25 protein-coding genes and 2 tRNA genes are annotated in these 22,465 nt (G+C 49.9%); 14 read left to right on the forward strand and 13 right to left on the reverse strand.

Annotation, left to right across the window (positions count from 1 at the left end; genetic code table 11):
- Window positions 1–76 precede the first annotated feature (76 nt).
- From ntrC to dusB, 3 genes are read right to left on the reverse strand one after another with little or no spacing between them, the layout of a single operon-like run.
- Window positions 77–1,495, reverse strand: coding sequence for a nitrogen regulation protein NR(I) (gene ntrC / locus BS29_RS09480; protein ID WP_229953422.1), 1,419 nt, complete (start codon window positions 1,493–1,495; stop codon window positions 77–79).
- A gap of 10 nt (window positions 1,496–1,505) precedes the next feature.
- Window positions 1,506–2,573, reverse strand: coding sequence for a two-component system sensor histidine kinase NtrB (locus tag BS29_RS09485; RefSeq protein ID WP_229953423.1), 1,068 nt, complete (start codon window positions 2,571–2,573; stop codon window positions 1,506–1,508).
- Entirely contained in the window at window positions 2,573–3,568 is a 996-nt protein-coding gene (gene dusB, locus BS29_RS09490; RefSeq protein WP_229953424.1) for a tRNA dihydrouridine synthase DusB, read from the reverse strand. The genes BS29_RS09485 and dusB overlap by 1 nt, the downstream gene beginning before the upstream one ends.
- A gap of 79 nt (window positions 3,569–3,647) precedes the next feature.
- On the opposite strand from dusB, the gene BS29_RS09495 reads away from it, so the two are divergent.
- The 3 genes from BS29_RS09495 to BS29_RS09505 are packed head-to-tail and all read left to right on the forward strand — an operon-like array spanning window position 3,648 to window position 5,883.
- Entirely contained in the window at window positions 3,648–4,823 is a 1,176-nt protein-coding gene (locus BS29_RS09495; RefSeq protein ID WP_229953425.1) for a bifunctional 2-C-methyl-D-erythritol 4-phosphate cytidylyltransferase/2-C-methyl-D-erythritol 2,4-cyclodiphosphate synthase, read from the forward strand.
- Window positions 4,823–5,353: a hypothetical protein gene (locus tag BS29_RS09500; RefSeq protein WP_229953426.1), complete on the forward strand. Its 531-nt coding sequence runs from the start codon at window positions 4,823–4,825 to the stop codon at window positions 5,351–5,353. The genes BS29_RS09495 and BS29_RS09500 overlap by 1 nt, the downstream gene beginning before the upstream one ends.
- 14 nt (window positions 5,354–5,367) lie before the next feature.
- A complete protein-coding gene (locus tag BS29_RS09505; RefSeq protein ID WP_229953427.1) occupies window positions 5,368–5,883 on the forward strand; it encodes a CinA family protein in 516 nt (171 codons plus the stop codon).
- On the opposite strand, the gene BS29_RS09510 is transcribed toward BS29_RS09505, so the two are convergent.
- Window positions 5,832–6,320, reverse strand: a complete 489-nt coding sequence (locus tag BS29_RS09510) for a type II toxin-antitoxin system RatA family toxin (RefSeq protein WP_229953428.1) — start codon at window positions 6,318–6,320, stop codon at window positions 5,832–5,834. The genes BS29_RS09505 and BS29_RS09510 overlap by 52 nt on opposite strands.
- Window positions 6,307–7,245: a lipoyl synthase gene (gene lipA / locus BS29_RS09515; RefSeq protein WP_229953429.1), complete on the reverse strand. Its 939-nt coding sequence runs from the start codon at window positions 7,243–7,245 to the stop codon at window positions 6,307–6,309. Before lipA ends, BS29_RS09510 begins: the two co-directional genes overlap by 14 nt.
- An 86-nt stretch (window positions 7,246–7,331) precedes the next feature.
- On the opposite strand from lipA, the gene BS29_RS09520 reads away from it, so the two are divergent.
- The 5 genes from BS29_RS09520 (at window position 7,332) to BS29_RS09540 (ending at window position 10,773) form a co-directional block, all read left to right on the forward strand.
- Window positions 7,332–8,306 (forward strand): sodium-dependent bicarbonate transport family permease, encoded by a 975-nt coding sequence (locus tag BS29_RS09520; protein WP_229953430.1) that lies wholly within the window; start codon window positions 7,332–7,334, stop codon window positions 8,304–8,306.
- A 3-nt stretch (window positions 8,307–8,309) separates the two neighbouring features.
- The gene (locus tag BS29_RS09525; protein ID WP_229953431.1) at window positions 8,310–8,621 is read left to right on the forward strand and encodes a P-II family nitrogen regulator; all 312 of its coding nucleotides are present in this window, start codon (window positions 8,310–8,312) and stop codon (window positions 8,619–8,621) included.
- Window positions 8,621–9,247, forward strand: coding sequence for a carbonic anhydrase (locus BS29_RS09530; RefSeq protein WP_229953432.1), 627 nt, complete (start codon window positions 8,621–8,623; stop codon window positions 9,245–9,247). The genes BS29_RS09525 and BS29_RS09530 overlap by 1 nt, the downstream gene beginning before the upstream one ends.
- On the forward strand, window positions 9,244–9,870 hold the full coding sequence (locus tag BS29_RS09535) for a PNPOx family protein (protein WP_229953433.1): 627 nt from the start codon (window positions 9,244–9,246) through the stop codon (window positions 9,868–9,870). Before BS29_RS09530 ends, BS29_RS09535 begins: the two co-directional genes overlap by 4 nt.
- Window positions 9,871–10,077: 207 nt before the next feature.
- Window positions 10,078–10,773: an NYN domain-containing protein gene (locus BS29_RS09540; RefSeq protein WP_229953434.1), complete on the forward strand. Its 696-nt coding sequence runs from the start codon at window positions 10,078–10,080 to the stop codon at window positions 10,771–10,773.
- A gap of 28 nt (window positions 10,774–10,801) precedes the next feature.
- Here BS29_RS09540 and BS29_RS09545 read toward each other — a convergent pair whose 3' ends face one another.
- Entirely contained in the window at window positions 10,802–11,161 is a 360-nt protein-coding gene (locus BS29_RS09545) for a DUF2846 domain-containing protein (RefSeq protein ID WP_229953435.1), read from the reverse strand.
- 225 nt (window positions 11,162–11,386) lie between these two features.
- Window positions 11,387–13,066, reverse strand: coding sequence for an energy-dependent translational throttle protein EttA (gene ettA / locus BS29_RS09550; protein ID WP_229953436.1), 1,680 nt, complete (start codon window positions 13,064–13,066; stop codon window positions 11,387–11,389).
- Between the two features lie 112 nt (window positions 13,067–13,178).
- Between ettA and BS29_RS09555 the strand changes: the two genes are divergently transcribed.
- The 3 genes from BS29_RS09555 to BS29_RS09565 all read left to right on the forward strand — a co-directional run bounded on the left by BS29_RS09555 (window position 13,179) and on the right by BS29_RS09565 (window position 15,284).
- The gene (locus BS29_RS09555; RefSeq protein ID WP_229953437.1) at window positions 13,179–14,564 is read left to right on the forward strand and encodes a M28 family peptidase; all 1,386 of its coding nucleotides are present in this window, start codon (window positions 13,179–13,181) and stop codon (window positions 14,562–14,564) included.
- Window positions 14,565–14,567: 3 nt separating this feature from the next.
- A complete protein-coding gene (locus tag BS29_RS09560) occupies window positions 14,568–14,807 on the forward strand; it encodes a hypothetical protein (RefSeq protein WP_229953438.1) in 240 nt (79 codons plus the stop codon).
- Between the two features lie 177 nt (window positions 14,808–14,984).
- Entirely contained in the window at window positions 14,985–15,284 is a 300-nt protein-coding gene (locus BS29_RS09565) for a hypothetical protein (RefSeq protein ID WP_229953439.1), read from the forward strand.
- A 16-nt stretch (window positions 15,285–15,300) separates the two neighbouring features.
- Here BS29_RS09565 and BS29_RS17575 read toward each other — a convergent pair whose 3' ends face one another.
- From BS29_RS17575 to BS29_RS09585, 5 genes are all read right to left on the reverse strand, one after another.
- Window positions 15,301–15,417: a Loki-CTERM sorting domain-containing protein gene (locus BS29_RS17575; protein WP_407673685.1), complete on the reverse strand. Its 117-nt coding sequence runs from the start codon at window positions 15,415–15,417 to the stop codon at window positions 15,301–15,303.
- A gap of 201 nt (window positions 15,418–15,618) precedes the next feature.
- Window positions 15,619–15,695 (reverse strand) — tRNA-Pro (locus tag BS29_RS09570).
- 107 nt (window positions 15,696–15,802) lie between these two features.
- Window positions 15,803–15,879: transfer RNA gene (locus BS29_RS09575), tRNA-Ile, on the reverse strand.
- A gap of 135 nt (window positions 15,880–16,014) precedes the next feature.
- The gene (locus tag BS29_RS09580) at window positions 16,015–17,049 is read right to left on the reverse strand and encodes a polysaccharide deacetylase family protein (protein ID WP_229953440.1); all 1,035 of its coding nucleotides are present in this window, start codon (window positions 17,047–17,049) and stop codon (window positions 16,015–16,017) included.
- A gap of 19 nt (window positions 17,050–17,068) precedes the next feature.
- Complete coding sequence (locus tag BS29_RS09585; protein ID WP_229953441.1) at window positions 17,069–18,637, reverse strand: sensor histidine kinase; 1,569 nt, start codon at window positions 18,635–18,637, stop codon at window positions 17,069–17,071.
- Window positions 18,638–18,895: 258 nt separating this feature from the next.
- Between BS29_RS09585 and BS29_RS09590 the strand changes: the two genes are divergently transcribed.
- Window positions 18,896–19,369, forward strand: a complete 474-nt coding sequence (locus tag BS29_RS09590; RefSeq protein WP_229953442.1) for an Lrp/AsnC family transcriptional regulator — start codon at window positions 18,896–18,898, stop codon at window positions 19,367–19,369.
- A 68-nt stretch (window positions 19,370–19,437) separates the two neighbouring features.
- Here BS29_RS09590 and BS29_RS09595 read toward each other — a convergent pair whose 3' ends face one another.
- Window positions 19,438–20,733: a hypothetical protein gene (locus tag BS29_RS09595; RefSeq protein WP_229953443.1), complete on the reverse strand. Its 1,296-nt coding sequence runs from the start codon at window positions 20,731–20,733 to the stop codon at window positions 19,438–19,440.
- 264 nt (window positions 20,734–20,997) lie between these two features.
- Between BS29_RS09595 and BS29_RS09600 the strand changes: the two genes are divergently transcribed.
- Both BS29_RS09600 and BS29_RS09605 read left to right on the forward strand, forming a co-directional pair.
- Window positions 20,998–21,708, forward strand: a complete 711-nt coding sequence (locus BS29_RS09600) for a YaaA family protein (RefSeq protein ID WP_326838457.1) — start codon at window positions 20,998–21,000, stop codon at window positions 21,706–21,708.
- Window positions 21,705–22,409 carry an SDR family NAD(P)-dependent oxidoreductase gene (locus BS29_RS09605; protein ID WP_229953445.1) on the forward strand — a complete coding sequence of 235 codons (705 nt, stop codon included), beginning with the start codon at window positions 21,705–21,707 and terminating at the stop codon, window positions 22,407–22,409. Before BS29_RS09600 ends, BS29_RS09605 begins: the two co-directional genes overlap by 4 nt.
- Window positions 22,410–22,465 lie beyond the last annotated feature (56 nt).

The raw sequence follows: 22,465 nt of genomic DNA on the forward strand, positions 1-22,465 counted from the left end.
CTGATACAACAGTTTCGTTGTAAAAACAGCACTATTGAAGCCAAAATGTCACGCTTTAGCGCAGTGACGAGTCAGTTCATCGCGATTGCGATGGATCTATGCCATACTCCGTCAGTTTTTTCCGCAAAGTGTTCCGGTTGATACCAAGCATATTGGCGGCTTTAATTTGATTGCCATTCGCTTTGCGCAACACCTCTTCCAGCATGGGTCGCTCAAATTTTTCCAAAGCTCTGACATACAGCGAATTGGCTTGATCTTTGTCCGCCATCAAATCGCCGATCACTGCCCTGACGCGATCCGAAAATCCTGCCAACGTATGATCATCATGTTCGTCACTATGCTCGGATTGTATTATTTGTCTTACCGCTGTTTCCGACAACTCCTCTTCGCGAGCGGTAACAACCAATCGATAGATTAAGTTTTTCAACTCCCTTACATTTCCGCGCCAGCTGTGGCGGGAAAGTAACTCCATCCCCTCATTTGTCAGAACCTTTTTCGGTAGCCCTTCCGAAACCGCAAGATTGAGGAAATGATTGGCCAATGCCGGTACGTCGCTGGCACGATCACGAAGCGGGGGTAATTCAATAGGAACCACATTGATCCGATAATAGAGATCTTCGCGAAACTTACCTTGTTCGATTAGGTTCAAAAAATCCTGATTGGTAGCCGCAATAATCCGCACATCCAGCTTGATTAAGCCTTTCCCACCAACACGATTTATCTCTCCTGACTGAAGGGCGCGCAACAGCCTGGTCTGGGCATGCATTGGCATATCGCCAATTTCATCCAGAAATAACGTTCCGCCTTGTGCTTGTTCGAACTTGCCTGCAGCACTATTCACTGCACCAGTGAATGCACCTTTCTCATGGCCAAAGAGCTCAGCTTCAATCAAATCAGTGGGAATGGCCGCCATGTTGATGGGAATAAAAGGTCCAGCTTTCCGATGCCCCAGAGTATGGATAGCCTCTGCCACCAATTCCTTCCCTGTGCCTGATTCTCCCAAAATAAGAACAGACAGGTCGTTACGTAGCAGTCGAGCAATCATTCGATAAACGTCCTGCATTGCCGGACTACGACCAACCAGCGGGAGATTGTCCTCCTCAAGATTTTCTGCCTGTAGTTCAGAACTACGCGGCTTCATGGCTTGTCGAACAACTTCGACAAGTTCATCAAGATCAAAAGGTTTAGGAAAATATTCAAACGCGCCGGTTTCAGAAGCGCGAACGGCGGTATTGAGGGTATTTTGTGCCGAAATAACGATGATCGGCAAATCAGGATCGCGAGCCTTCACAACATCCAGCGTTGCGATACCATCCTCTTCTCCCAAGCCAACATCGGTAACCAACAAGTCATATTTACCACTCGCCAGCAAAGCGTCACGATCCCCGACGGACTTGCAACTATCAACCGCCATTCCTTCCGCCTTTAATGCGGTCGATATAATGTGGCTGACGGAAGGATCGTCTTCGACCAACAAAACACTTTGCTTTACCATAGAGCTAACCTCACCCTGCTACTGGCAGGAACAGGATAAACTGCGTATCTTTTGCGTCACCTGCTCTCTCATATCGTACTCGCCCATTCATATCGTTCATCAGCTTTCTCACCAAAGCCAGGCCAAGCCCCTGCCCATCCGTTTTTGTCGAAACAAATGGTGAAAAAATCTCTTGCTCCAGTTCCTTGGAAACACCCGGACCATTATCTTTCACGATGATCTCAACCGGTAACCGAACCATTTGATCCGATCCATGAACAGAAAAAGCAGCACCGAAACTGTAGCGCGTGATGACTTGAATATCTCTGCAGTCCATATTCCGGGTGGCATCGACCGCATTGGATAACAAATTCGTCAAAACCTGCATCATGGCGTCCGGATCGACCAAAACCTCAGGCAGAGAAGGATCGAAACGATCGCTGATCTTGAGGTCGCCATTATAGGCTGTTTCAATCGCTTGTCTGGCACGATCAATTAGGGAATGGACGTTGACGGCCTGCACCTTAGCCGGCTGTTTGGTTGAGAGGCTTTGCATCCGATCAAGTAGAGACGCAATCCGTTCAACCTCTACTTTTATCATATTGGTCAGAGACCTTTGTTCCTCGTCAAGCGAACGATCCAATAGCTGCGCTGCCCCCTTTATGGCAGCTAAAGGATTTTTGATTTCATGCCCCAATATATCTGGAGCACGAACTGAGAACTGATCCTGTTCGCCTGATAATTTTTCAACAACAGGCCCACCTGCCGGTAACGGTGCAATTGAAACAATGCGCCATCGCTGATCCGTTGGCACCGCGTGAATATCAAAATTTACCAGGCCAGCTTCACGTCCTTTCACACTAACAGGAACTCGGCGTGCCGCTAAATTTGCATCCCGGTCAACCAGAGCTTTGACTAATCGATTATCTTGAAACTGGATTTGCTCTGCAATATGGGTGCCTATTAAGTGCCGGGCACTTTGCCCAACAAAACTCTCTGCAACAGGATTTACTTTTGCAATTTTATGATGCTCATCAATGATCAGCAAAACGTCAGGCAGACCTGCAAATATCTGTTCTGCCGACGGTAAGTCGTTCATTAAGCAGCCGCTTTATCAAGCCACGGAGCATAGAAATCCCGCAACATGGCAAGAACTTTTGTAGCGTCCATTTCCTTGTTAGCCTGGTTTCGAAAATCTGCAGATCCAGGAAGCCCTTTGGTATACCAACCGATATGTTTACGGGCTACTTTAACGCCAATATCTTCTCCATAGAGATCAAGCATGGCACGATAATGTTCTTCCAGAACGGCATATTGAGCCTGCAAGTCCGGGTCTGGCAGTGCAACTCCATGCTCAAACCAATGCATAACCTGTCCCAAAAGCCACGGCTTCCCATAAGCTCCTCGACCAATCATCAGGCCATCGGCGCCACTCTCGGTCAACGCCTGCTCACAATCGTCGATCGTACAAATATCTCCGTTAACAATAACGGGGACTGAAACGGCATCTTTAACCTGTCTTACAAATGTCCAATCAGCACTACCTTTATACATTTGGCAGCGCGTTCGGCCATGAACAGTTATCATCTTTGCGCCAAGATCTTCGGCAATATGAGCAAGCTCTGGAGCATTCAGGCTATTATGATCCCAACCCATTCGCATTTTGACTGTTACAGGCACGTTCACCGCTTCCACGGTCGCTTTAATAAGGGCAGCAGCAAGCGGCAGATCCCGCATTAAGGCCGATCCAGCATCTCCGTTGACGACTTTTTTTACAGGGCACCCCATGTTGATATCGATAATATGCGCGCCACGATCTTCATTCAGCTTTGCCGCTTCAGCCATGGCATCTGGCGAACACCCAGCCAATTGCATGGATACAGGCTCCTCAATGGGATCCCAAGCACATTTCTGTAACGATTGTCGGGTCTCGCGGATCATTGCCTGACTGGCTATCATTTCAGTCACATTCAGTCCGGATCCAAATCGGCGGACCAGCTTCCGAAACGGTAGATCCGTGACGCCCGTCATGGGTGCAAGCAGCACTGGGTTTTTGATCGTGATATTGTCAATCGAAATAGGTTTTAATGTCATGTCTATTGCCTAAAATTTAAGCAGCCTTTATCGACAAAGCCGCTGGCAGGCAAGAACGGACTGAGCTAGATCACCAGCAATGACTGATTCTGAAACGCGCTCTATCCGAAATCACGCCTTAATTGTTGCGGCAGGACAAGGCCAGCGTTCCGGCCTGAACATGCCCAAGCAGTTCTCGAAAGTTAGAGGCAAGCCTATGGTCCGCCATAGCGCAACAGCGTTCCTAACGCATCCTCGTATTGCGAAACTCTGGATTGTGATCGGAGCCGGTCAGGAAGAACTATTATCCAATGCATTGGTTGGGCTGGAAGGCTATGAAATCGTTTTAGGGGGAGCTTCAAGACAAGAAAGCGTAAGCAATGGTCTTGCTGCTATTGCTGAAGCCGGCGGGGCACAGCATGTATTGATACATGACGCTGCTCGCCCCTTCTTATCGCAGGGGATGATTGATAATCTGCTGGAAACAGCTCAATCTGAAGACGCGGCCATTCCTGTTTTGCCAACGGTCGATACAACAATAAACATAACAAATGGATATGCAGACCAAGCTGTAGATCGAAATACTCTTTGGCGTGTTCAAACCCCACAGGCTTTTGATTTTCAGAAGCTCATCAACGCTCATGATCGTTGGTCTCTTGAACCGAATGCGACCGATGATGCCCAAATTTTCAAGGCTGCGGGATATCGCATAGCTGTTATTGAGGGTGATGAAGCATTAAAAAAATATACAACGGCCGCCGATTTTGCTGAGTTTCCAGGGAATGATATGACACAAATACGGACTGGAATGGGCTTTGACGTCCATCAACTAGCGACGGGAGAAGAGCTTTGGCTAGGCGGATTGAAGATTGAACATGATAAAGGGTTGGTTGGCCATAGTGATGCAGATGTCGTTCTCCATGCGCTAACCGATGCCTTGTTGGGGGCAGCCGGTGCAGGGGATATCGGCGATCATTTCCCCCCTTCAGACCCGCAATGGCAAGGTGCGGCATCTGACAAATTTGTTAAATTTGCCGCTTCGGTCATCAAACAGAAAGGTGGCCGCATCAATAATGTCGACATGACAGTGATTTGCGAAGCGCCAAAAATCAGACCACACCGGGAAGCCATATGTCGAAATATTGCTGAGATGCTGGAAATTTCGGCTGATCAAGTCAGCGTCAAAGCTACGACAACCGAAAAACTTGGTTTTACTGGTCGTGGTGAAGGCATTGCGGCACAGGCAATCGCAACAATTTCTATGGAGTATGCGTAATGTTCAAAAAATTATCTGCCGCATCGGCTATGATCGCTTTGATCACCGGAACATCTTTGCAGGCCGCTGAAGCGAAGCAATGCATTCCTGCAGAACAAGCGGAATCCCTTATAACTTACGTGCTACCTGGTGCTCTAAATGCGGTAAGGACGAAATGTTCTGGCAGCCTCCCCGCCACGGCTACATTGTTGCAAGTCGATTCAGCACAAATGCAACGATATGAGGCAGATTCCCAAAGAGCGTGGCCAGAAGCAAGCACAGCCATAGGACTACTTGTCGGGCAGGATTTACCGGAAAACATGGAAATGGATGCCATGCGTCCGTTCGTCGACGCGATGATTCCAGCGATGCTTGCACAAGAAGTCAAAGCAAAAGACTGCCCTACAATCGACAAGGTTTACGGATTGCTTGAGCCTATGCCCACCGCAAATCTCGCTGCTCTAACAGTGATGCTTGCTCAACTGGGTAGCAATGACGAAAAAGAAGGCCGCAAAGATCCTTTCAATATTTGCAAAGCACCTATCGAATAGGCTAGCGGCGTTAAATGCAAAATCTATTGCCAGAAGAACTCGTCAAATTGGCGGAACGGGTCATCGATGCCAATCGGAAGGCTGGCAAAAGGGTTGCCGTCGCAGAGAGCTGTACCGGTGGCTTGGTCGCTGCGGCGCTTACAGAAATTGCGGGTAGCAGCGACGTGTTCGATTCTGGATTCAACACTTATTCCAACACAGCCAAACAGAATATGTTGAATGTTGGCGATGATATGTTGGAGACCTTCGGTGCCGTCTCCATCGCCGTTGCTTGGGATATGGCACGAGGTGCCCTGGAAAAGTCAGGTTGCGATGTAGCGGTTGCCATTACCGGTGTTGCCGGTCCGGGCGGTGGCACCGAGAAAAAACCTGTTGGAACAGTGGTTTTTGCCAAAGCTGAGAAAGGCAAAAGCGTCGATGACGTCGTTGCTGATCGGCATAATTTTGGCGCTGATAAAAGCCGCGCAGATATACGCTTTCAGGCAGCGCTAGTTGCGCTAGAACTGTTACTACCCGACACGTCCGAATAATTGCTGCCATAAATCTCACCAGCGCGCTCCACAAAGGCGCTGGTCATCTTGTGCAAAGCTTTGGCAAACATCTGTCCGGCCAGCTTTTCGAACATCCGGTTCTTGAACGTGAATTCGACGTAGAAATCGACATAGCTGCCGCCGCCATCCCGTTCACGAAACACCCACTCATTGTGCAATTGCTTTAGCGGACCATCAAGATAATCCACCTCAATTGTCCGGCTCGCGGGGCTTTTCACAACACGAGAGGTGAACTGCTCCCGCAGTCCTTTGAAACCGACAATCATGTCTGCAACCATTTCAACATCGCTGTTAGACCGAACGCGCGTTCCTACAACCCAGGGCAGAAACTCTTCATACCGTCCCACATCCGCCACTAGTGCGTACATTTGTGCAGCACTGTGAGGAAGTTCGCGAGTCTCTCTATGCGCCGGCACGGGCTAGCTTTTCCTCTCGCGCCTGACGCAGTTTCGCAAAATCATCGCCCGCATGATAGCTTGAGCGGGTCAGCGGGCTCGATGCGACAAGCAAAAATCCCTTGGCACGGGCAATAGACGCGTAGGCGTCGAAAGCCTGTGGTTTGATAAACTCGTCTACTTTCACATGTTTCGGCGTCGGCTGCAGATATTGGCCCATCGTCAGGAAGTCAATATCCGCCGAGCGCATGTCATCCATCACCTGATGCACTTCGAGCCGCTGTTCGCTGAGGCCAAGCATGATGCCGGATTTGGTAAAAATCGACGGATCAAGCCGCTTCACCTGCTCTAGCAGCCGGAGCGAGGCATAATATCGCGCGCCGGGGCGAATATTCGGATATAGCCGCGGGACCGTCTCAAGATTATGATTATAGACATCGGGCCGAGCGGTAACGATCGCCTCAACCGCCGCATCTGCTTTGTTCCGGAAATCGGGCGTTAGAATTTCGATTGTCGTGTCCGGTGTGGTCCGGCGCAGCGCCTCAATCACTTTCACAAACTGGCTGGCACCGCCATCCGGCAGATCATCACGATCTACCGAGGTAATCACAATATGCTCCAACCCCAGTTTCGCGGCCGCATCTGCTGTATGTTGGGGTTCCAGCGGATCAACTTTCAGCGGCATGCCGGTTTTCACATTACAAAATGCGCAGGCACGCGTGCAGACGTCGCCAAGTATCATCACTGTCGCATGCTTTTTGGTCCAGCATTCGCCAATATTCGGACATGCTGCCTCTTCGCACACTGTATTCAACTTATGCTCTCGCATTAGTTTGCGAGTCTCTTCAAACCCCTTGCCCATGGGGGCCTTCACGCGAATCCAGTCGGGCTTGCGCTGCCGAACGGGTTTGCCCGATGGGGGTGGTATCTTTGTAATTTCGTTCATTTCTATCAGATAGCGATGACTAGCGCGCTTGCCAACCGCGATATGGCTGCTAATCCCTATCTCACCTGAATAAATAGTGGGTCACCATGATCATTGAAACACTGACTTCCCCCGTCATCCTGTTTTTCATTCTGGGCTTTTTGGCCGCTGCCATCCGTTCGGATCTTGCCATCCCGGAAGCTTTTGCCAAAGCCATGTCCATTTACCTAATGGCAGCAATCGGCCTGAAGGGTGGCGTAGAGGTCGCTTCCACCGGTTTTTCGATTGATCTCGCTACGGCGGCCGTTTCCGGCATATTGCTTGGCTTCACTCTTCCGGTTCTCGCTTTCTTCCTGCTTCAGTCTTTCGGCAAGTTGGGTGCAATTGATGCTGGCGCTGTGTCTGCGCATTATGGCTCGGTCAGTGTTGTAACCTTTGTGACAGCCATAGAATTGCTGACGGTGCAGGGCATTAGACCAGACGGTTTCATGGTCGGCGTGATGGCGCTGATGGAGATGCCGGCCATCATCACCGGTCTGCTGCTCGCACGGGCTTATTCAAAAAGGCTCGAGGAGAACAATCCTGCTGGCGGCGGCCCGGGTTCCAATCTAATGCACGAAGTGCTTACCAACGGATCGGTTGTTCTGTTGCTGGGCGCTTTCATTATCGGCTTTGTCGCCGGTACGGACGGTTTCGCGCCGATCAAGCCGCTATTTGATGTCGGCTTTAAAGGCGTCTTGTGTCTCTTTCTGCTCGATATGGGCCTGATCGCAGCCCGCCGTTTGCTGGAAACCCGCAAGATTACCTTTCGGCTAGCGACCTTGGCGATATTATTACCAATCATCAACGGAGCTATCGGAACCGTCGTCGGAAGCCTGATCGGCCTCGATCCTGGATCGGCTGCCATACTGGGCGTGTTGTGCGCTAGTGCTTCTTATATCGCGGTTCCGGCGGCAATGCGCCTTGCCCTGCCCCAGGCCGATCCGGGCATATATCTGGCCATGTCCCTTGGCATAACCTTTCCATTCAACATATTATTCGGTATTTCTCTATTTGCCGCACTCGCAAAATTTCTGGGATAAGTCATGGTCGCCACTGTTCAACGCAAACGTATTGAGATCTTAGTGGACACCCCGCTGGTGCCCAAGATCATCGGCTATGCCAAGCAGGTCGATATTTCCGGGTGGAGCGTCATCAAAATTGCATCCGGTGGCGGGCGGGAGGGCCGCTGGCAACATGATGAGATTACCGGTGCGGCCGCCAAATCGATCATCCTTATGATAGCCAACGAAGAAAAGGCAGGACAGTTGACTGATGCGCTGGCTCCGCTACTGGACAGTCATAGTCTATTATTGACCATCGCTAATGTGGAGGTCGTCCGGGGGGATCGATTTTAATGCCAGAATTTCATGCGCTACTAGAAGGATATAAACGTTTTCGGGAAGATTCTTATCCCAAACAACGGGCACGTTATGACGCGTTAGCGAAAGAAGGCCAGGCGCCGCCAATCATGGTCATTTCATGCTGTGACAGCCGGGTTGATCCTGCGACCATTTTTGACACCAGCCCGGGTCAGATGTTTGCACTGCGAAATGTAGCCAATCTTGTGCCGCCCTATGACGATACTGGCGGATTACATGGATCATCAGCGGCAATAGAATTCGGCGTCACCGGCCTGAACGTAAAGCATATCGTTGTACTCGGCCATGGACAGTGTGGCGGAATCAGCGCGGCGTTACAAGGCGGCGAACTCGGCCTTCCTGGCTACACGTTCATCGACGAATGGATGTCGATTATCACAGAAGCCCGCGATCAGGTGATAACTGATGCCCCAGCCAATCCGCAAAGAGCGCTGGAACTTGAGGCAATCAAACTCAGTATCGAAAATTTGCGCAGTTTCCCCTTCATTGCCGAGCGTGAACAACGCGGAGAAATAAAGCTTCACGGTGCCTGGTATGCCATTGGCGAGGCCACTCTCTTCACTCTTGACGAGGCGACCGGGGCGTTTAACGCAGTGGAATGAGCGGCCAAGCTGACCAGCCTTTTCTCGATGATTTAAGTCTTTCTCTGGACGAAGCTTGGAAGTTGCTGGTTCGCGGATCTCGAGACCGCAAATCGCCGCTGCACACACCCGCTGTAGCATCGGTTCGCCGTGACGGGAGCCCCAGCCAGCGGATCATGGTTTTACGCGAAGCGACGCGCGAAAGCCGGATGCTTCGCTTTAACACCGACAGACGAGCATCCAAGGTTGATGATATTAACGACGGCGCACCAATCGCGATTCTCGGATATCATCCAGGAGCCAAGGTTCAATTGCGCCTTTCAGGTGTAGGACGGATTGAACATAGTAGCGCAAGCTGCGATGCGGCATGGAATGAAGCAACGCTTTATGGAAAACGCTGCTATCTCGCTCATCCTGCTCCCGGCAGTCCTGTTGATGCTCCAACCTCCGGCCTTGATCCGGAGATGGAAGGACGCAAGCCCGAGGGTTTTGAGGTCGCCCCTGCCCGCGAAAATTTCGCAGTATTGCTGGCAGAAATCGATCAGATCGAATGGCTGTACCTTGCCCATACCGGTCACCGGCGGGCACTGTTCACTTGGGACGAAGAAAAAGGACAATGGACCAGTCATTGGCTAGTCCCATAAATCGCTGCCGAACCCTTTTCTGAACGAGTTTATACAGCTTATACACAGAATCGGCCTAAAAACACGGGCATCTGTTCATTAAAAGCCACCACATTATGAACGCACCGAATATTTCAAAGAGCCGCGAGCAATCTATAAAATCAAACCGATGTAGGAAAGCCGATATTTCCGCTTGAACACCTCCTGCCCCAGGTACATCATCGCGAGATGAGCAAATTACATAATGACAATATCGCCCTGCTGATCGATGCCGATAATGCCAGTCATGCCGGAATTGATCCGGTTTTGACGGCACTGGCAGAGTTGGGCACCGTGAATATACGCCGCGCCTATGGCAATTGGCGCAAGCAATCGCTCAAGGGTTGGGTCGATATTCTGCACAAATATGGCATCGAGCCACAGCAGCAGTTTGACATGACCAAGGGCAAGAACGCGACCGATATGAAAATGACGATCGACGCAATGGACCTTTTATTCCGCGGCAAAATCGGCGGTTTCGGCATCATGAGCAGTGATAGTGACTTCATGCCGCTGGCGATGCGAATCCGTCAGGAAGGCATTGATGTCTATGGCTTTGGCAGCAGCAAGACACCGGACGCCTTCAAGCAGGCATGTAGCCGGTTTATAGATGTCGATGCCTTGATCAAGACGGACAAAGTCGATGAACCCAAAGCGGCCGACGATGAACTTCTGAAACTACTGATAGATGCCTATCAGGCCAGCAAGCGCGATGCAGAAGGCTATGCGAGCCTATCTGAAGTTGGAAAGATCGCTGGAAACCGTTCCAGCTTTGATGTCCGCAACTATGGATTTTCAAGGCTGTCTGACATGTTCGAGCAAGTTCCGAACTTTCAAAGCAAACGCGATGATAATGGTCAATTATTTGTCAAGCGGCTGCGCTAAACGATCTGGCAACAAAAACAGCAACCAGCTATTTCCACCGGACCAGTTTTAGCCCGGTCAGCATATTGTTTGCCTCCCGCGCATCGCGAATCTCGGCAAAATCCGGTTTGCCTTGCAACGCGCCCATATTGATTTTCATATCGAGCAGCGCGATCTCTCCCTCGGCAAGGGTCAGCTCATGAGACACGGCAGCTGATTTCGAACCGCTGGACATCTGGGCTTCGATCTCATGCTTACCGGGGTCAACTTCTGCCATCAGGAAATATTTGCTTCTTATCTGACTGTTCAACGCACCATCAATGGTAATGTTCATCCCCTGCTGCCCCGCAACAAAGCCTTTCCGCATGACATATATCCGTGCTTTTCCAGCGGCCGGAATCATTTTCATGGCTTCCACTGTCTCCTCCGGATCCGCTTTTTCCCCTGACTTGTTACGTAAAAGAATGACAACGACGAAAATTGCCAATGGGATTAACAGCCATGCGAAACCAGAATATTGAAAACCCAGAAAGAGACCAATGATTAAAGCGCCTATAAAAATTGCGATATTTTGCGGTGTCATTTTCATTTTCTAAACCCTCATTTTTAGCAGATTTCCAGATTACGTAGCCATTTATCGCGTCAATTTCTTATAAGCCACCCGTGTCGGCCGATCCGCAGCATCGCCCAGTCTCCGCCGTTTATCTTCCTCATAGCTCTCAAAATTGCCTTCAAACCATTCGACATGGCTGTCGCCTTCAAATGCCAGGATATGGGTCGCCAGACGATCGAGAAAGAAGCGGTCATGCGAGATGACCACGGCGCAGCCGGCAAAGCTTTCCAGTGCTTCTTCCAGCGCGGAAAGCGTTTCGACGTCCAGGTCATTGGTCGGCTCGTCGAGCAGCAGCACGTTGCCGCCTTCTTTCAGCATCCGCGCCATGTGCACGCGGTTGCGTTCACCGCCCGAAAGCTGGCCGACATTTTTCTGCTGGTCCGTGCCCTTGAAGTTGAACGCACCAACATAGGCGCGGGTCGACATTTCATGCTTGCCGAGGGTCATGTAATCGGCTCCGTCGGAAATCGCTTCCCAGACATTTTTGGATGGATCGAGTGCATCGCGGCTTTGGTCAACATATCCAAGCTTCACCGTATCGCCAATTTCCACACTGCCGGTATCTGGCTCTTCTTTGCCGATAAGCATCTTGAACAGCGTCGTTTTGCCGGCGCCGTTTGGGCCGATAACGCCGACAATGCCGCCTGGCGGCAGAGTGAAGCTCAAATCTTCGAACAACAACTTATCACCATAGGCTTTGCTGAGATTATTGGCCTCAATCACCTTGCCTCCGAGGCGTTCCGGGGTCTGGATCAGAATCTGTGCCTTGCCAGGATCGCGGTTTTCCTGCGCTTCGACCAGCTGGTCGAAACTCTTGATACGCGCTTTTGATTTGGTCTGGCGGCCCTTCGGATTTTGCCGGATCCATTCCAGTTCGTCCTTGATCGCCTTTTGCTTGCCCTTGTCCTCGCGCGCTTCCTGTTCCAGTCGCTTGGCTTTCTTGTCGAGATAAGTCGTGTAATTACCTTCATAGACATAATAGCGACCGCGATCGAGCTCGAGCATCCAGTTCACGACATTGTCGAGGAAATAGCGGTCATGGGTCACCATGATCACGTTACCGGCATATTCGCGCAAGTGGTTTTCCAGCCATGCCACCGATTCGGCATCGAGATGGTTGGTCGGCTCATCGAGCAGCAATATGCTTGGTTTTTCGAGCAACAGCCGGCAAAGCGCGACGCGGCGCTTTTCACCACCTGACAGGTTATCCACAGAGCTATCCCCAGGCGGGCAGCGCAGTGCTTCCATCGCTATTTCCAGCTGGTTATCCAATGTCCAGCCATCGACCGCGTCAATTTTTTCCTGCAACACGCCCATTTCTTCCATCAGCGCGTCAAAATCGGCATCTTCCGGTGGATCCCCCATCAGCGCGGTAATCTCATTGAAACGGGTGATATGGTCAGCAATCTCGCCAACGCCGTCCATGACATTTTCCTTCACCGTCTTGCTGCTATCCAGCTCTGGTTCCTGTTCCAGATAACCGACGGTAATCCCCTCACCTGCCCAGGCTTCACCGGTAAATTCCTTGTCCGTTCCGGCCATGACCTTCATCAAAGTCGATTTACCGACACCATTGGGGCCAACAATGCCGATTTTCGCATCCGGATAAAATTGCAGGTTGATGTTATCGAGAACCGGCTTCTGCTTGTTGGGATAGGTCTTGGTCAGACCCTTCATGACAAAACTATATTGCGCAGCCATTTGGCGGTGTCCTTCATTGCAAAGATCAGAGATTTGTCGCCCGCCTAGCGAAGCTGCCCGAGAGTCGCAAGAGAGCATTGGCAAAGTCATAAATGCGGGCTAGGCAGTGCTCATGAAATCACTTCTAAAAATATTCGCTATCGCATCGACGATGATCGCCAGCCCTTCTGTTGCTCAATTGGATCCGGACGTCGTTCAACTGCAAAATGACGCGCTGACTGACGAACTGGCTTTTGAAATTACCGAGGGTCTGACGACGGAAATCGGTCCCCGTCAGGGCGGCACGGAAGCCGAGGCGAGAGCACGCACATGGTCTGTCAAAAAGCTCACAGACCTTGGCTTTGCTAATGTACGAATTGAAAAATTCATGATGCCGACCTGGGTACGGGGCACAGAAACGGCCGTCATTACTACTCCGTTTCCACAGAAGCTGACCATTACCGCATTGGGGAATTCGGGCAGTACCGGCGCGGACGGATTGGAGGCGGAGGTCGTTTTCTTTCCCACCCTGGGCGCTCTGGCAGCTGTTCCGGATGGAAGCCTGAAAGGCAAAATTGCTTTTGTCAGTCATCAAATGAAGCGGAGTCAGGATGGGTCCAGTTACGGTGCTTTCGGGCGTGTCCGCTTCTTTGGACCCAATATCGCGGCACAAAAAGGCGCGTCCGCTATGGTTATCCGGTCTGTGGGAACCGCCTATCGCCGCACGCCGCATACCGGCAACACAAATTTCTCGGCCCGTGTGACGCCTATTCCTGCTGCGGCGCTGTCCATCCCGGATTCTGAAAACCTGCGGCGCATGATTGAGCGATCCAATGAACCGGTGAGAATGAAACTTGTTTTGACACCGCAGGATATTGGTCAGCAAGAGTCGGGCAATGTCATCGCCGAGGTGCCGGGAAGTGACCCATCGCTCCCCATGATATTGATTGCATGCCATCTCGACAGCTGGGATCTTGGCACTGGCGCCATTGATGACGGAGCCGGATGCGGCATTATCACGTCTGCCGCGCACCGCATCATGAATAGCGGTACGAAGCCCAAACGCACAATACGCCTGTTATGGGCTGGTGCAGAAGAAGTCGGTATTTGGGGCGGCAAGGACTATGCGGTGGTTCACAAAGATGCACCGCATGCGATCGCGATGGAATCGGATTTTGGCGCTGACCGGGTTTGGCGCGTGGAGTTCAACTTCCCTGAGGCAGCCAAGGCAACGCAGGACAAGGTCATCACCAACCTCGCGCCGCTGGGCATTGGTCATAATCCCAGCATTACGGCAGGTGGCGGTGCGGATGTCCGTCCGATCATCGGCGCGCAAAACCTGGCAATAGTCGACCTTCAGCAGGACGGCACCCGTTATTTCGACTTGCATCACACACCGGATGATACGCTGGACAAGATTGACCCGGAACAACTGCGTCAGAATGTCGCCGCGTGGACCACAACATTATCGATCATTGCAAATAGCGATGTCGATTTTACCATGCCGGCCAAAGAATAAAATATGCTAAAATACTATCTCCTTTGCACCAGTATTCTACTTCTTGGGGGCTGCTCAGACGCGCCGCGGGATGATCTAGGTGAGGACGAAGCGACTGCAATCGAGAAGCAGATCGAAGGCGATGCAAAATCGTTAGAAGCGGCCGCGGATGAGGCTGTAAAAGAACTGAAATCTGAAATCGAAGCAGATCTTTCAGATGACGGAATAGCAACTCCAATTCGGTCGATCCCTCCAACCGAGTGAAGCAACTACTCTCTTCAAAAATAATACGGTATATCCGGATATTAGTTAATGCGTTGCGATTTCTGTTAACCATATATGGCTATTCCAGTTTAGCGCCGAACCGCTAGCTTCCTATTTCCGGACAAACGCCGGTGCCATTTGCCTTTTCCATTTTCGGCAAATTTTGGAGAGCGAAATATGATTTATGGCGACTCACTACATATCGATGCGCAGGTGAAACAGAGCAACTCGGCAGCCATCCCTTGCATCGTGACAACGATTTCCGACACGATTATCAAGATAGAGTGCGCAGCTCAGCTCAATCCTGATATTGGACTTACATTAAAAATTCCGGAAATGAGTATTTTGACAGCCAACCTGCTTTGGAAAAAGCATGATGAATATGGATGCCAGATAGATTACACTTTCCATCCAGCAGTCATCAAAAGCATGATGGAAAGACTGGATCGCAAACGTATGGCCGCACAAACCTGCTGATATTCAATCAAAGAATCTAGCGATCTTTGCGACGCTTTGCCCTTCGCTCTTTGCGAACAAGTATAATGCCGGCGACGCAGATCATCACCATTAGTGCAATTAAACTGTATCCTATCAACAGCTTAGTGGGCATGTACAATCTCCAAATGCCCCTGTCCGTTCAATATATACAGTTACACTGTAACATCAGGTAAAATCGAACCGGTTATCTGGAAACGAAGGATACCCATTATTGCAGAAATCACGTTTTAATGGGCTGTGATGCCCTACTGTTGTGATATTTTCTGGGAGAAGGTAGCCGCCAATTCCTCGGATTTACATCAATCCGAGAAATTGGTCGGGGAGACAGGATTCGAACCTGCGACCCCCTGGTCCCAAACCAGGTGCGCTACCAGCCTGCGCCACTCCCCGACGCGCGCTTCCCCTAAGCTGTGATTTAGGGAAAAGCAAAGGGTTTTTGCGTCTTTTTTTGTCCAACTTGAAATGGAACGAGCTTGCCACGCTGTTTCAAGTAAGATTGGTGGGCCCGGAGGGACTCGAACCCCCGACCTAGCCGTTATGAGCGGCCAGCTCTAACCAACTGAGCTACAGGCCCCAGAACAATGACATTTGGAGAAAGCCATTCCTCAAGGATCGCTGCGATAGCTGAAGCGTGGTTGATTTGGCAAGCGGCTAAAATAAATAAATGATGACGTCAGGATTTCATCAAGCATATCTTTGCCATCAGTCTCTATTTGGGAGCAATAGCACTCGCTGTCATGAGTTCATCAATCCCTATTGGTGACACCCCTCGCTCCAGCAGATGGTCTATGACAGACCGCCACCAATCATAGAAACGATCCAAGTCCTGATCTGTTTGTACATATGGTGTATGACCAGATGAAAGCGACGGTGAATGAAATGAAAATACCAATAAATTAAGTTGATCATCTAATGCAACATCGATTGCTTCTTTGGCTTCACGGGCCGACACCCCCTCAGGTGTCAAGGGAATGCGTTCAAGTATTTTTAACTTAGAGAACAGTCCCCGGATCAGCGATGAGCGGTTGAAGCTCGCTGATAGAATATCCGCCTGCTTCCGCAAAAGTCCTGAAAAAACCGTGGTCAAAGGTAGCTCCAGAAGGCGACGATTCTTATCAAGCCAGAAGGGTTCGGGACCGATGTGAGCGAAATCAGGTCCAGACTCACTGCTGTAATCGAAACGGGAACGCACACTGCTGTCGATGGTAAATCCATGCTTCAACAAAATCTCGATGCTGTTTGGACCAACCCCATAACGACCTGCTCGATAGACTACCGGTCGTTTCCCTGTTTTTTCCTCAATAACTTGGCGGAGATTCAATATCTTCTTTTCTTCGAGTTCCTTGGGTAAATTTCCCGCAAAGCTATTGAAACTATTTACTTCTTCCTCAAACGGTGGATTGATCCAAGGATGCAGATGAACCCCGATTGAAGCGGTATCTCGTTCCGTGACTGATTTCAAAAAAGCCGCTGCTTCGTCATCTTCAACAATGGAATAATCGACAAAATAAACCGGCTTAATGTCAAATTTTTCAACAAAAGATTGGAACCGCTGAAGCTTCTTAACAGAGATATTTGTATGCCCGCTGCGCTGAAATGGCCCATCCCAGTCAAATTCTTCCTCGGTATCGATGCTTATCAAAAACCGACAACCAAGATCTTTCGGCCATATCGCATGGCTATTTTTGCCGAAGCTTTCATTGGCTTGCTTCACTTTCGAAAACACAGCGGCTCCGCTCTTCAATCAGTCAATTTCAGCCCGATTATTCTATTTCTGTTTCCCTAAGTCCAATTTCGCTAGTGGCCGCAGCAGGTAGGGTCAAGCTTATCCTGTCATCAGTAATCGTCATAGATCCATTGGCTGATGTGGCCAAATTACGGACCAAACGAAGAGAGAAGCCGAGTCCCAAAAGCGGTGTATCGCTGTGATCTCCGTCTATCCCTTGGGATGGATCGAGCAATTGCTCTTCGGCTATACCCTTTATTCGGGACGGACGAGAAAGACTAAAATTGTTGACTGGTTGCCCGCCGATTTGCGTCCGCACGTCTGCATTAAGCTCTTCACCATTTTCACACGCGATTATTGCCGCTGACAGCAGTCTGGCAAAAATGCGTTCCACTGATTCGCTATCCAAAGCAAAAGGACGTACGGGCTCTGCCTTGTTGATGTGAAGATCGACAGACTTGCTCTCTGTCAGACTTTGCAGCCGTTGAGATAGACGTTCCAACAACCAATCCGGTTCGGTCAACCCAGAAACGCTCTCCACTTGTCCAGCATCAATTTTTGCTGCAATATCAATATCTTCAAAGCCGGTAAGCAGGCGTTGCGCTTCATCTGTAATACTACGCGACAACGCACGATATTCAAACGAAGCCGGCCCAAACAGCTGTTGTTCGATTATCTCGCTAAATCCAATTATGGCGTTGAGAGGTGTGCGAAGTTCGTGAATCAGTTGCTGCAATTGTTCACGCCGTTCGGCATCCAAATCACTGTGACCGGCATCTTCTGCCGCATTCGGACGCCGCATCACGCCTCGATATCCTTTAAATCGTCCCGTTTCTTCGCCAAAATAAGGAACCGCAGACATGCGCCAGTCTCCAGCGACAACCGAAGCTCCACACAGTCGCATGCGAGCGTTTTCTAGAGGCATTCTCTGACGAAATGCTGCAGCGCCATAAGCATCGGGACCAGGACCATCATCAAATGTAGGTTCTGAGATGGTCACTCCGACAATCGCGCCTTTGGGCGGACCTTCAGCCCAGATGATCGTACCGCTATCATCAGTTTCAAAATTAATCACATCGATGGTTTCAACGAAATAGCTTCGATGTTCCAAATCCTGTCCAGGCGCGTCGGTTGATCTCTTTTTTTGATAGTCCGCAATTTTTGCAACGAGCGTGCTGATTTGTGATGTCTCTTCCGCTTCAGTCTCAGGGACATCATCTACCAAGTCAGCGGCTTTGGTATCCTTGACCAGAATCAGTGTTTCAGATGCCCCTTTTTCTGTTGAAATCGCCTTCAGAGACTGCTCCCCCAAGTCCGTACGTGTTCTGAGGATTTGTTTCCCGTAAGATGACAGCTGCGGAATGACATCCAGCCAATCATCATCTGTCAAATCGGCAGCCAGAATAGCCGCCTCACAAATAGGATCATTGTCGGCACAGAGATAAACCAAAAGCGGTGCAGAACGCAGTCGCCCGTGCAACGCCCTAACCGCTGCGATCCGATCCGTTTCATCCACCCGGTCATGCAAGTCTCGCAACCGAGTCAAGCCGGATTGGACATCGGTATTGACCAAGCGTCCTGGCTTTTGTGCCATAAGATCCGCCACTTGACGCCACTGCAAGGCCGCAGCTGATCCTTCAGGGAAAGCCCCTTTTAGCACAGTTTTTAAGCGATCATCGTAGCGCAATTAATATCTCGGAATTTCAGACTGGTTATCGTGTTAACAAGTTGATAACCGCAATATTTCAAAACAGTAACCCCCGATAATGCCGCGTCACAATGTGGGACAAGTAAGCGGGCATTGCGCGATCTACTAATTATATTATATGAATATGATGATTCGCGAACGGAAGTTGCAAATATTATGGCTGACATCAATTTGGATGAGATCGATTTACAGATTTTGGAACGACTTCAAAATGAAGGGCGTATAACCAATGTAGAATTGGCTCAAAGCGTCGGACTAACAGCACCACCTTGCTTGCGTCGTATGCGTGCACTGGAAGATAGCGGTATAATAACTGCATATCACGCGGCCATTGACCCAGCAAAAATGGGCTTCACTATCACTGTTTTTGCCATGGTCAGCCTCAAAAGCCAGGCCGAATCTGATCTACAAGCATTTGAGGAGCATATTGAGAAGCTTCCCGAAGTTCGCGAATGCTACATGCTCAATGGCGAAATTGATTTCATGCTTAAAGTCGTTGCGAAAGACCTTCAGGAATTTCAAAAGTTTTTGACGAGCGAACTAACTTCTGCACCCAATGTTGCTAGCGTAAAGACATCGCTGACCATCCGCTCTGCCAAAAATCTTCCCGGTGTGCCTATTCAAGAATAGCTGGTTAACATGACTCAAACAAAAGGGCGCCGAAGCGCCCTTTCTCAAATTGACTATAGTTTTGTAACTTAGCTAGCAGTTGGTGCTGGCTGAGGCGCAGCGGACCCAGCTGCCTGCTGATCAATCCACAAGGTCCAGAAATCTGCAATGCTCTTTCTTGACCCGGTCACGCCTGCAAACGCCTGTTTGGCACCATCCCAATTGCTTTGCCCGACCTGTGCAATGCCCAGTCCCATTTGAGCGCGAGCAACATCAACTCCACCTTTGGTGATTGCAGACTGATACAAAGTCGCTGCCTTCGTATAATCCCCATAGCCCAAAAGCGCATCTGCTGTTGCAAGAGCAATTTTACCGTTAGGAGACCTATTGGCATCCCGTTCTGAAGCGCCAAGACTGGCTTTGTCCGCAGCAACCGCTCCACGGGCTGCAGCCAGTGTTTCTCTCACGTAGCTGCTCGATGACGGCACGTCACCATTGGCGAGACCTTCTTCTAACAGCGAAACAACTTCACCAGGCAATCTGCGCGGATCGGCCGCATCAGCATATTCAAAATAGTCGCGCTCGCTCTCCATGGCGTCTGCTTTACGCATCAAACGCATGAGCTCTAGATTTTCCTGATTGGACAATTTGGGGTTTGCAGAATCCCGATAAACCGAGAGCGCTGCCCGCCAATTTTCGCCAGTAGGATAAGCTTCAACAAGTTTATAGGTCCATTTTCCTGCTGCACCATTGACGTTGTTTTTCATCGCCATGCCAGCACCGCGCCGATACCAGTCTTGTGGCGCTTTGCCTCCGCTGGCTTTTTCCGCTTCAAGAGCACGATCCAGTGCATTCAAACCTTCTTGGATCTTATTCTCTTTGAAATACGCCTCGGCAATTAGAGCACCAATATTATTCTGCCGATATCCAGCATCAAAAGCCTGTTGAAGCCTTTGTTGTGCTTCAGCGTAACGGCCTCCGGAATAAGCAAAATTACCTGAGAAGAACAAGAAAGATGGTTGCTGCTCTGCAGATGTTTTCCCACTATCAAGCGCAGCATTAATACCTTTTTCCTGCAGGCCGGTGTCTTTCAGAGTCGTCCCCAATTGAATAGCAAGCTGACCAGCCACAAATTTATCATCTGGGGCAAGGTTTTCTGAGAGAAGTGTTTCAACAAGCGGTTTGGCGGTGGTAGGCGTTTCACTGCCCATTGCCTGCTGGATTTCAGCAACCCTGGGTCTGATCTCTTTGCTGATCTTGATTTCTGCTTCTTTGCTCTTTTTCTTTTTTTTCTGAGCATGTGCCTCTTGCGGCACTGCTGATATGGCCAGAGTTCCAGCGGCAGCTAGAGCAACAGCCATAGAAAAATGAGATAGAAAACGCATAAAATTCCTCCGAATAAAAACTTTGTTGTAACCGAACCGATGTAGGGGCCCGAATATGGTTGCACCATAAACTGTCTTGGCTTTATTACCAAGTTTCACACGCTTTTATAGGGTTAATCCGCTGAATAAATGTTGAACGGTGCCCCTAGGACGGCGGCCTTGCGCCTGAATTATGTATAAGGATGTAAAATCCCAATTTGAAAAGGTTAGTATAACGTGATTGCCATTATTTCACCTGCCAAATCTTTAGACTTTGAAAGCGCTGTGCCAGCGCATGAATCAACACAAAACAGATTTCCCGAAGAAACAAAGCGTTTGGCGGGTGCTATTTCGAATCTATCGAAAAAGAAGCTCAAATCGATCATGCCGGTGTCTGACAATCTAATTGATCTCAACCACGGTCGCTATAACCAGTTTTTCGACCAACCAGAGCGCGCCGCCATTTTCGCCTATAGTGGTGATGTTTACACCGGCTTTGAAGCGCAAAGTTTGGATAAGGACGGGTTGGATTTTGCAAAGAGCCATCTTCGCATCCTCTCAGGGCTCTATGGGCTGTTGCGCCCGTTTGATCCAATCAGGCCACATCGTTTGGAAATGGGCACAAAATGGGCACCTCGATACAAAAAACTGACTGATTTCTGGAAAGACAAGATCGCAACGGAACTAGCCAATGATCTGAACCAGTCCGGTGAACGCGTGATCGTCAACTTAGCGAGTAACGAATATTGGGCGGCAGTCAAACCGCATGCCGATAAGTTAAACGCTCGGATCATCGAAGTTGATTTTCGTAAAGATGGCCCCGACGGCCCAAAATTCATAAGCTTTGAGGCCAAGCGCGCTCGCGGCATGATGGCGCGCTACATATGTGAAAATCATCTACAAGATGTGGAATCACTCAAAGGCTTTGATAGCGATGGTTATCAATTTGATGCAGCGGCCAGTACAGAGGACAGCTTGCGCTTCGTGCGATCATGACTGGCAAAACAGCTGTTGTTATAGGCGCCACCGGAGGCATCGGCGGCGCTATGGCCGATATCCTGGCGCAAGAAGATGAATATCAACAGGTGATTGCTCTATCTCGTGGCCCTGAAAGCCCTGTGTCGCTGGATATAACGTCCGAAAAATCGATCATATGCTCAGCAAAATGGCTCCAGGAACAGAATATCAGTCCTTACCTAGTTTTCGTCGCCACTGGACTACTCCATGAAGATGACAAAGGTCCTGAAAAGAGCATAAGGGATTTAGACGCAGACTGGATTCTGAAGAATTATCAAGTCAACGCCATCGGCCCAGCGCTTATTGCAAAACACTTTCTTCCGTTGATGCCGAAAGATCAGATCATAAAATTTGCAGCCATTTCAGCTCGCGTTGGAAGTATATCTGACAATCGCTTGGGCGGCTGGTATGGCTATCGTGCAGCAAAAGCCGCACTCAACATGATGGTCCGGAATCTCTCGATCGAATGGTATCGCAAAAACAAGCGCAGCATCATTGTAACATTGCATCCCGGAACCGTTGACACCGGTCTCAGCAAACCATTTCAAAGCAATGTGCCGCCTGGGAAGCTCTTCGATACAGAGCGTGCTGCGTTACAGTTGCTCGATGTTCTGGATGGCTTGAAACCCGCCGATAGTGGCAAAATTTTCGCTTGGGACGGCGAGGAAATCAGCCCCTGAAATTGGGCACTTTTTTTTATGTAAATTCAACCCGAAAAGCTGGCTTTTCAGTGCTG

Origin of the sequence: Parasphingorhabdus litoris DSM 22379 (assembly GCF_020906275.1) — a bacterium.
Classification (GTDB): Bacteria; Pseudomonadota; Alphaproteobacteria; order Sphingomonadales; family Sphingomonadaceae; genus Parasphingorhabdus; species Parasphingorhabdus litoris.

What these genes read in the sequence shown, in the direction of transcription:
- ntrC (WP_229953422.1), bottom strand. Translation starts at nt 1,495, where the DNA reads ATGGTAAAGCAAAGTGTTTTGTTGGTCGAAGACGATCCTTCCGTCAGC.
- BS29_RS09485 (WP_229953423.1), bottom strand. Translation starts at nt 2,573, where the DNA reads ATGAACGACTTACCGTCGGCAGAACAGATATTTGCAGGTCTGCCTGAC.
- dusB (WP_229953424.1), bottom strand. Translation starts at nt 3,568, where the DNA reads ATGACATTAAAACCTATTTCGATTGACAATATCACGATCAAAAACCCA.
- BS29_RS09495 (WP_229953425.1), top strand. Translation starts at nt 3,648, where the DNA reads ATGACTGATTCTGAAACGCGCTCTATCCGAAATCACGCCTTAATTGTT.
- BS29_RS09500 (WP_229953426.1), top strand. Translation starts at nt 4,823, where the DNA reads ATGTTCAAAAAATTATCTGCCGCATCGGCTATGATCGCTTTGATCACC.
- BS29_RS09505 (WP_229953427.1), top strand. Translation starts at nt 5,368, where the DNA reads ATGCAAAATCTATTGCCAGAAGAACTCGTCAAATTGGCGGAACGGGTC.
- lipA (WP_229953429.1), bottom strand. Translation starts at nt 7,245, where the DNA reads ATGAACGAAATTACAAAGATACCACCCCCATCGGGCAAACCCGTTCGG.
- BS29_RS09520 (WP_229953430.1), top strand. Translation starts at nt 7,332, where the DNA reads ATGATCATTGAAACACTGACTTCCCCCGTCATCCTGTTTTTCATTCTG.
- BS29_RS09525 (WP_229953431.1), top strand. Translation starts at nt 8,310, where the DNA reads ATGGTCGCCACTGTTCAACGCAAACGTATTGAGATCTTAGTGGACACC.
- BS29_RS09530 (WP_229953432.1), top strand. Translation starts at nt 8,621, where the DNA reads ATGCCAGAATTTCATGCGCTACTAGAAGGATATAAACGTTTTCGGGAA.
- BS29_RS09535 (WP_229953433.1), top strand. Translation starts at nt 9,244, where the DNA reads ATGAGCGGCCAAGCTGACCAGCCTTTTCTCGATGATTTAAGTCTTTCT.
- BS29_RS09540 (WP_229953434.1), top strand. Translation starts at nt 10,078, where the DNA reads ATGAGCAAATTACATAATGACAATATCGCCCTGCTGATCGATGCCGAT.
- BS29_RS09545 (WP_229953435.1), bottom strand. Translation starts at nt 11,161, where the DNA reads ATGAAAATGATTCCGGCCGCTGGAAAAGCACGGATATATGTCATGCGG.
- ettA (WP_229953436.1), bottom strand. Translation starts at nt 13,066, where the DNA reads ATGGCTGCGCAATATAGTTTTGTCATGAAGGGTCTGACCAAGACCTAT.
- BS29_RS09555 (WP_229953437.1), top strand. Translation starts at nt 13,179, where the DNA reads ATGAAATCACTTCTAAAAATATTCGCTATCGCATCGACGATGATCGCC.
- BS29_RS09560 (WP_229953438.1), top strand. Translation starts at nt 14,568, where the DNA reads ATGCTAAAATACTATCTCCTTTGCACCAGTATTCTACTTCTTGGGGGC.
- BS29_RS09565 (WP_229953439.1), top strand. Translation starts at nt 14,985, where the DNA reads ATGATTTATGGCGACTCACTACATATCGATGCGCAGGTGAAACAGAGC.
- BS29_RS17575 (WP_407673685.1), bottom strand. Translation starts at nt 15,417, where the DNA reads ATGCCCACTAAGCTGTTGATAGGATACAGTTTAATTGCACTAATGGTG.
- BS29_RS09590 (WP_229953442.1), top strand. Translation starts at nt 18,896, where the DNA reads ATGGCTGACATCAATTTGGATGAGATCGATTTACAGATTTTGGAACGA.
- BS29_RS09595 (WP_229953443.1), bottom strand. Translation starts at nt 20,733, where the DNA reads ATGCGTTTTCTATCTCATTTTTCTATGGCTGTTGCTCTAGCTGCCGCT.
- BS29_RS09605 (WP_229953445.1), top strand. Translation starts at nt 21,705, where the DNA reads ATGACTGGCAAAACAGCTGTTGTTATAGGCGCCACCGGAGGCATCGGC.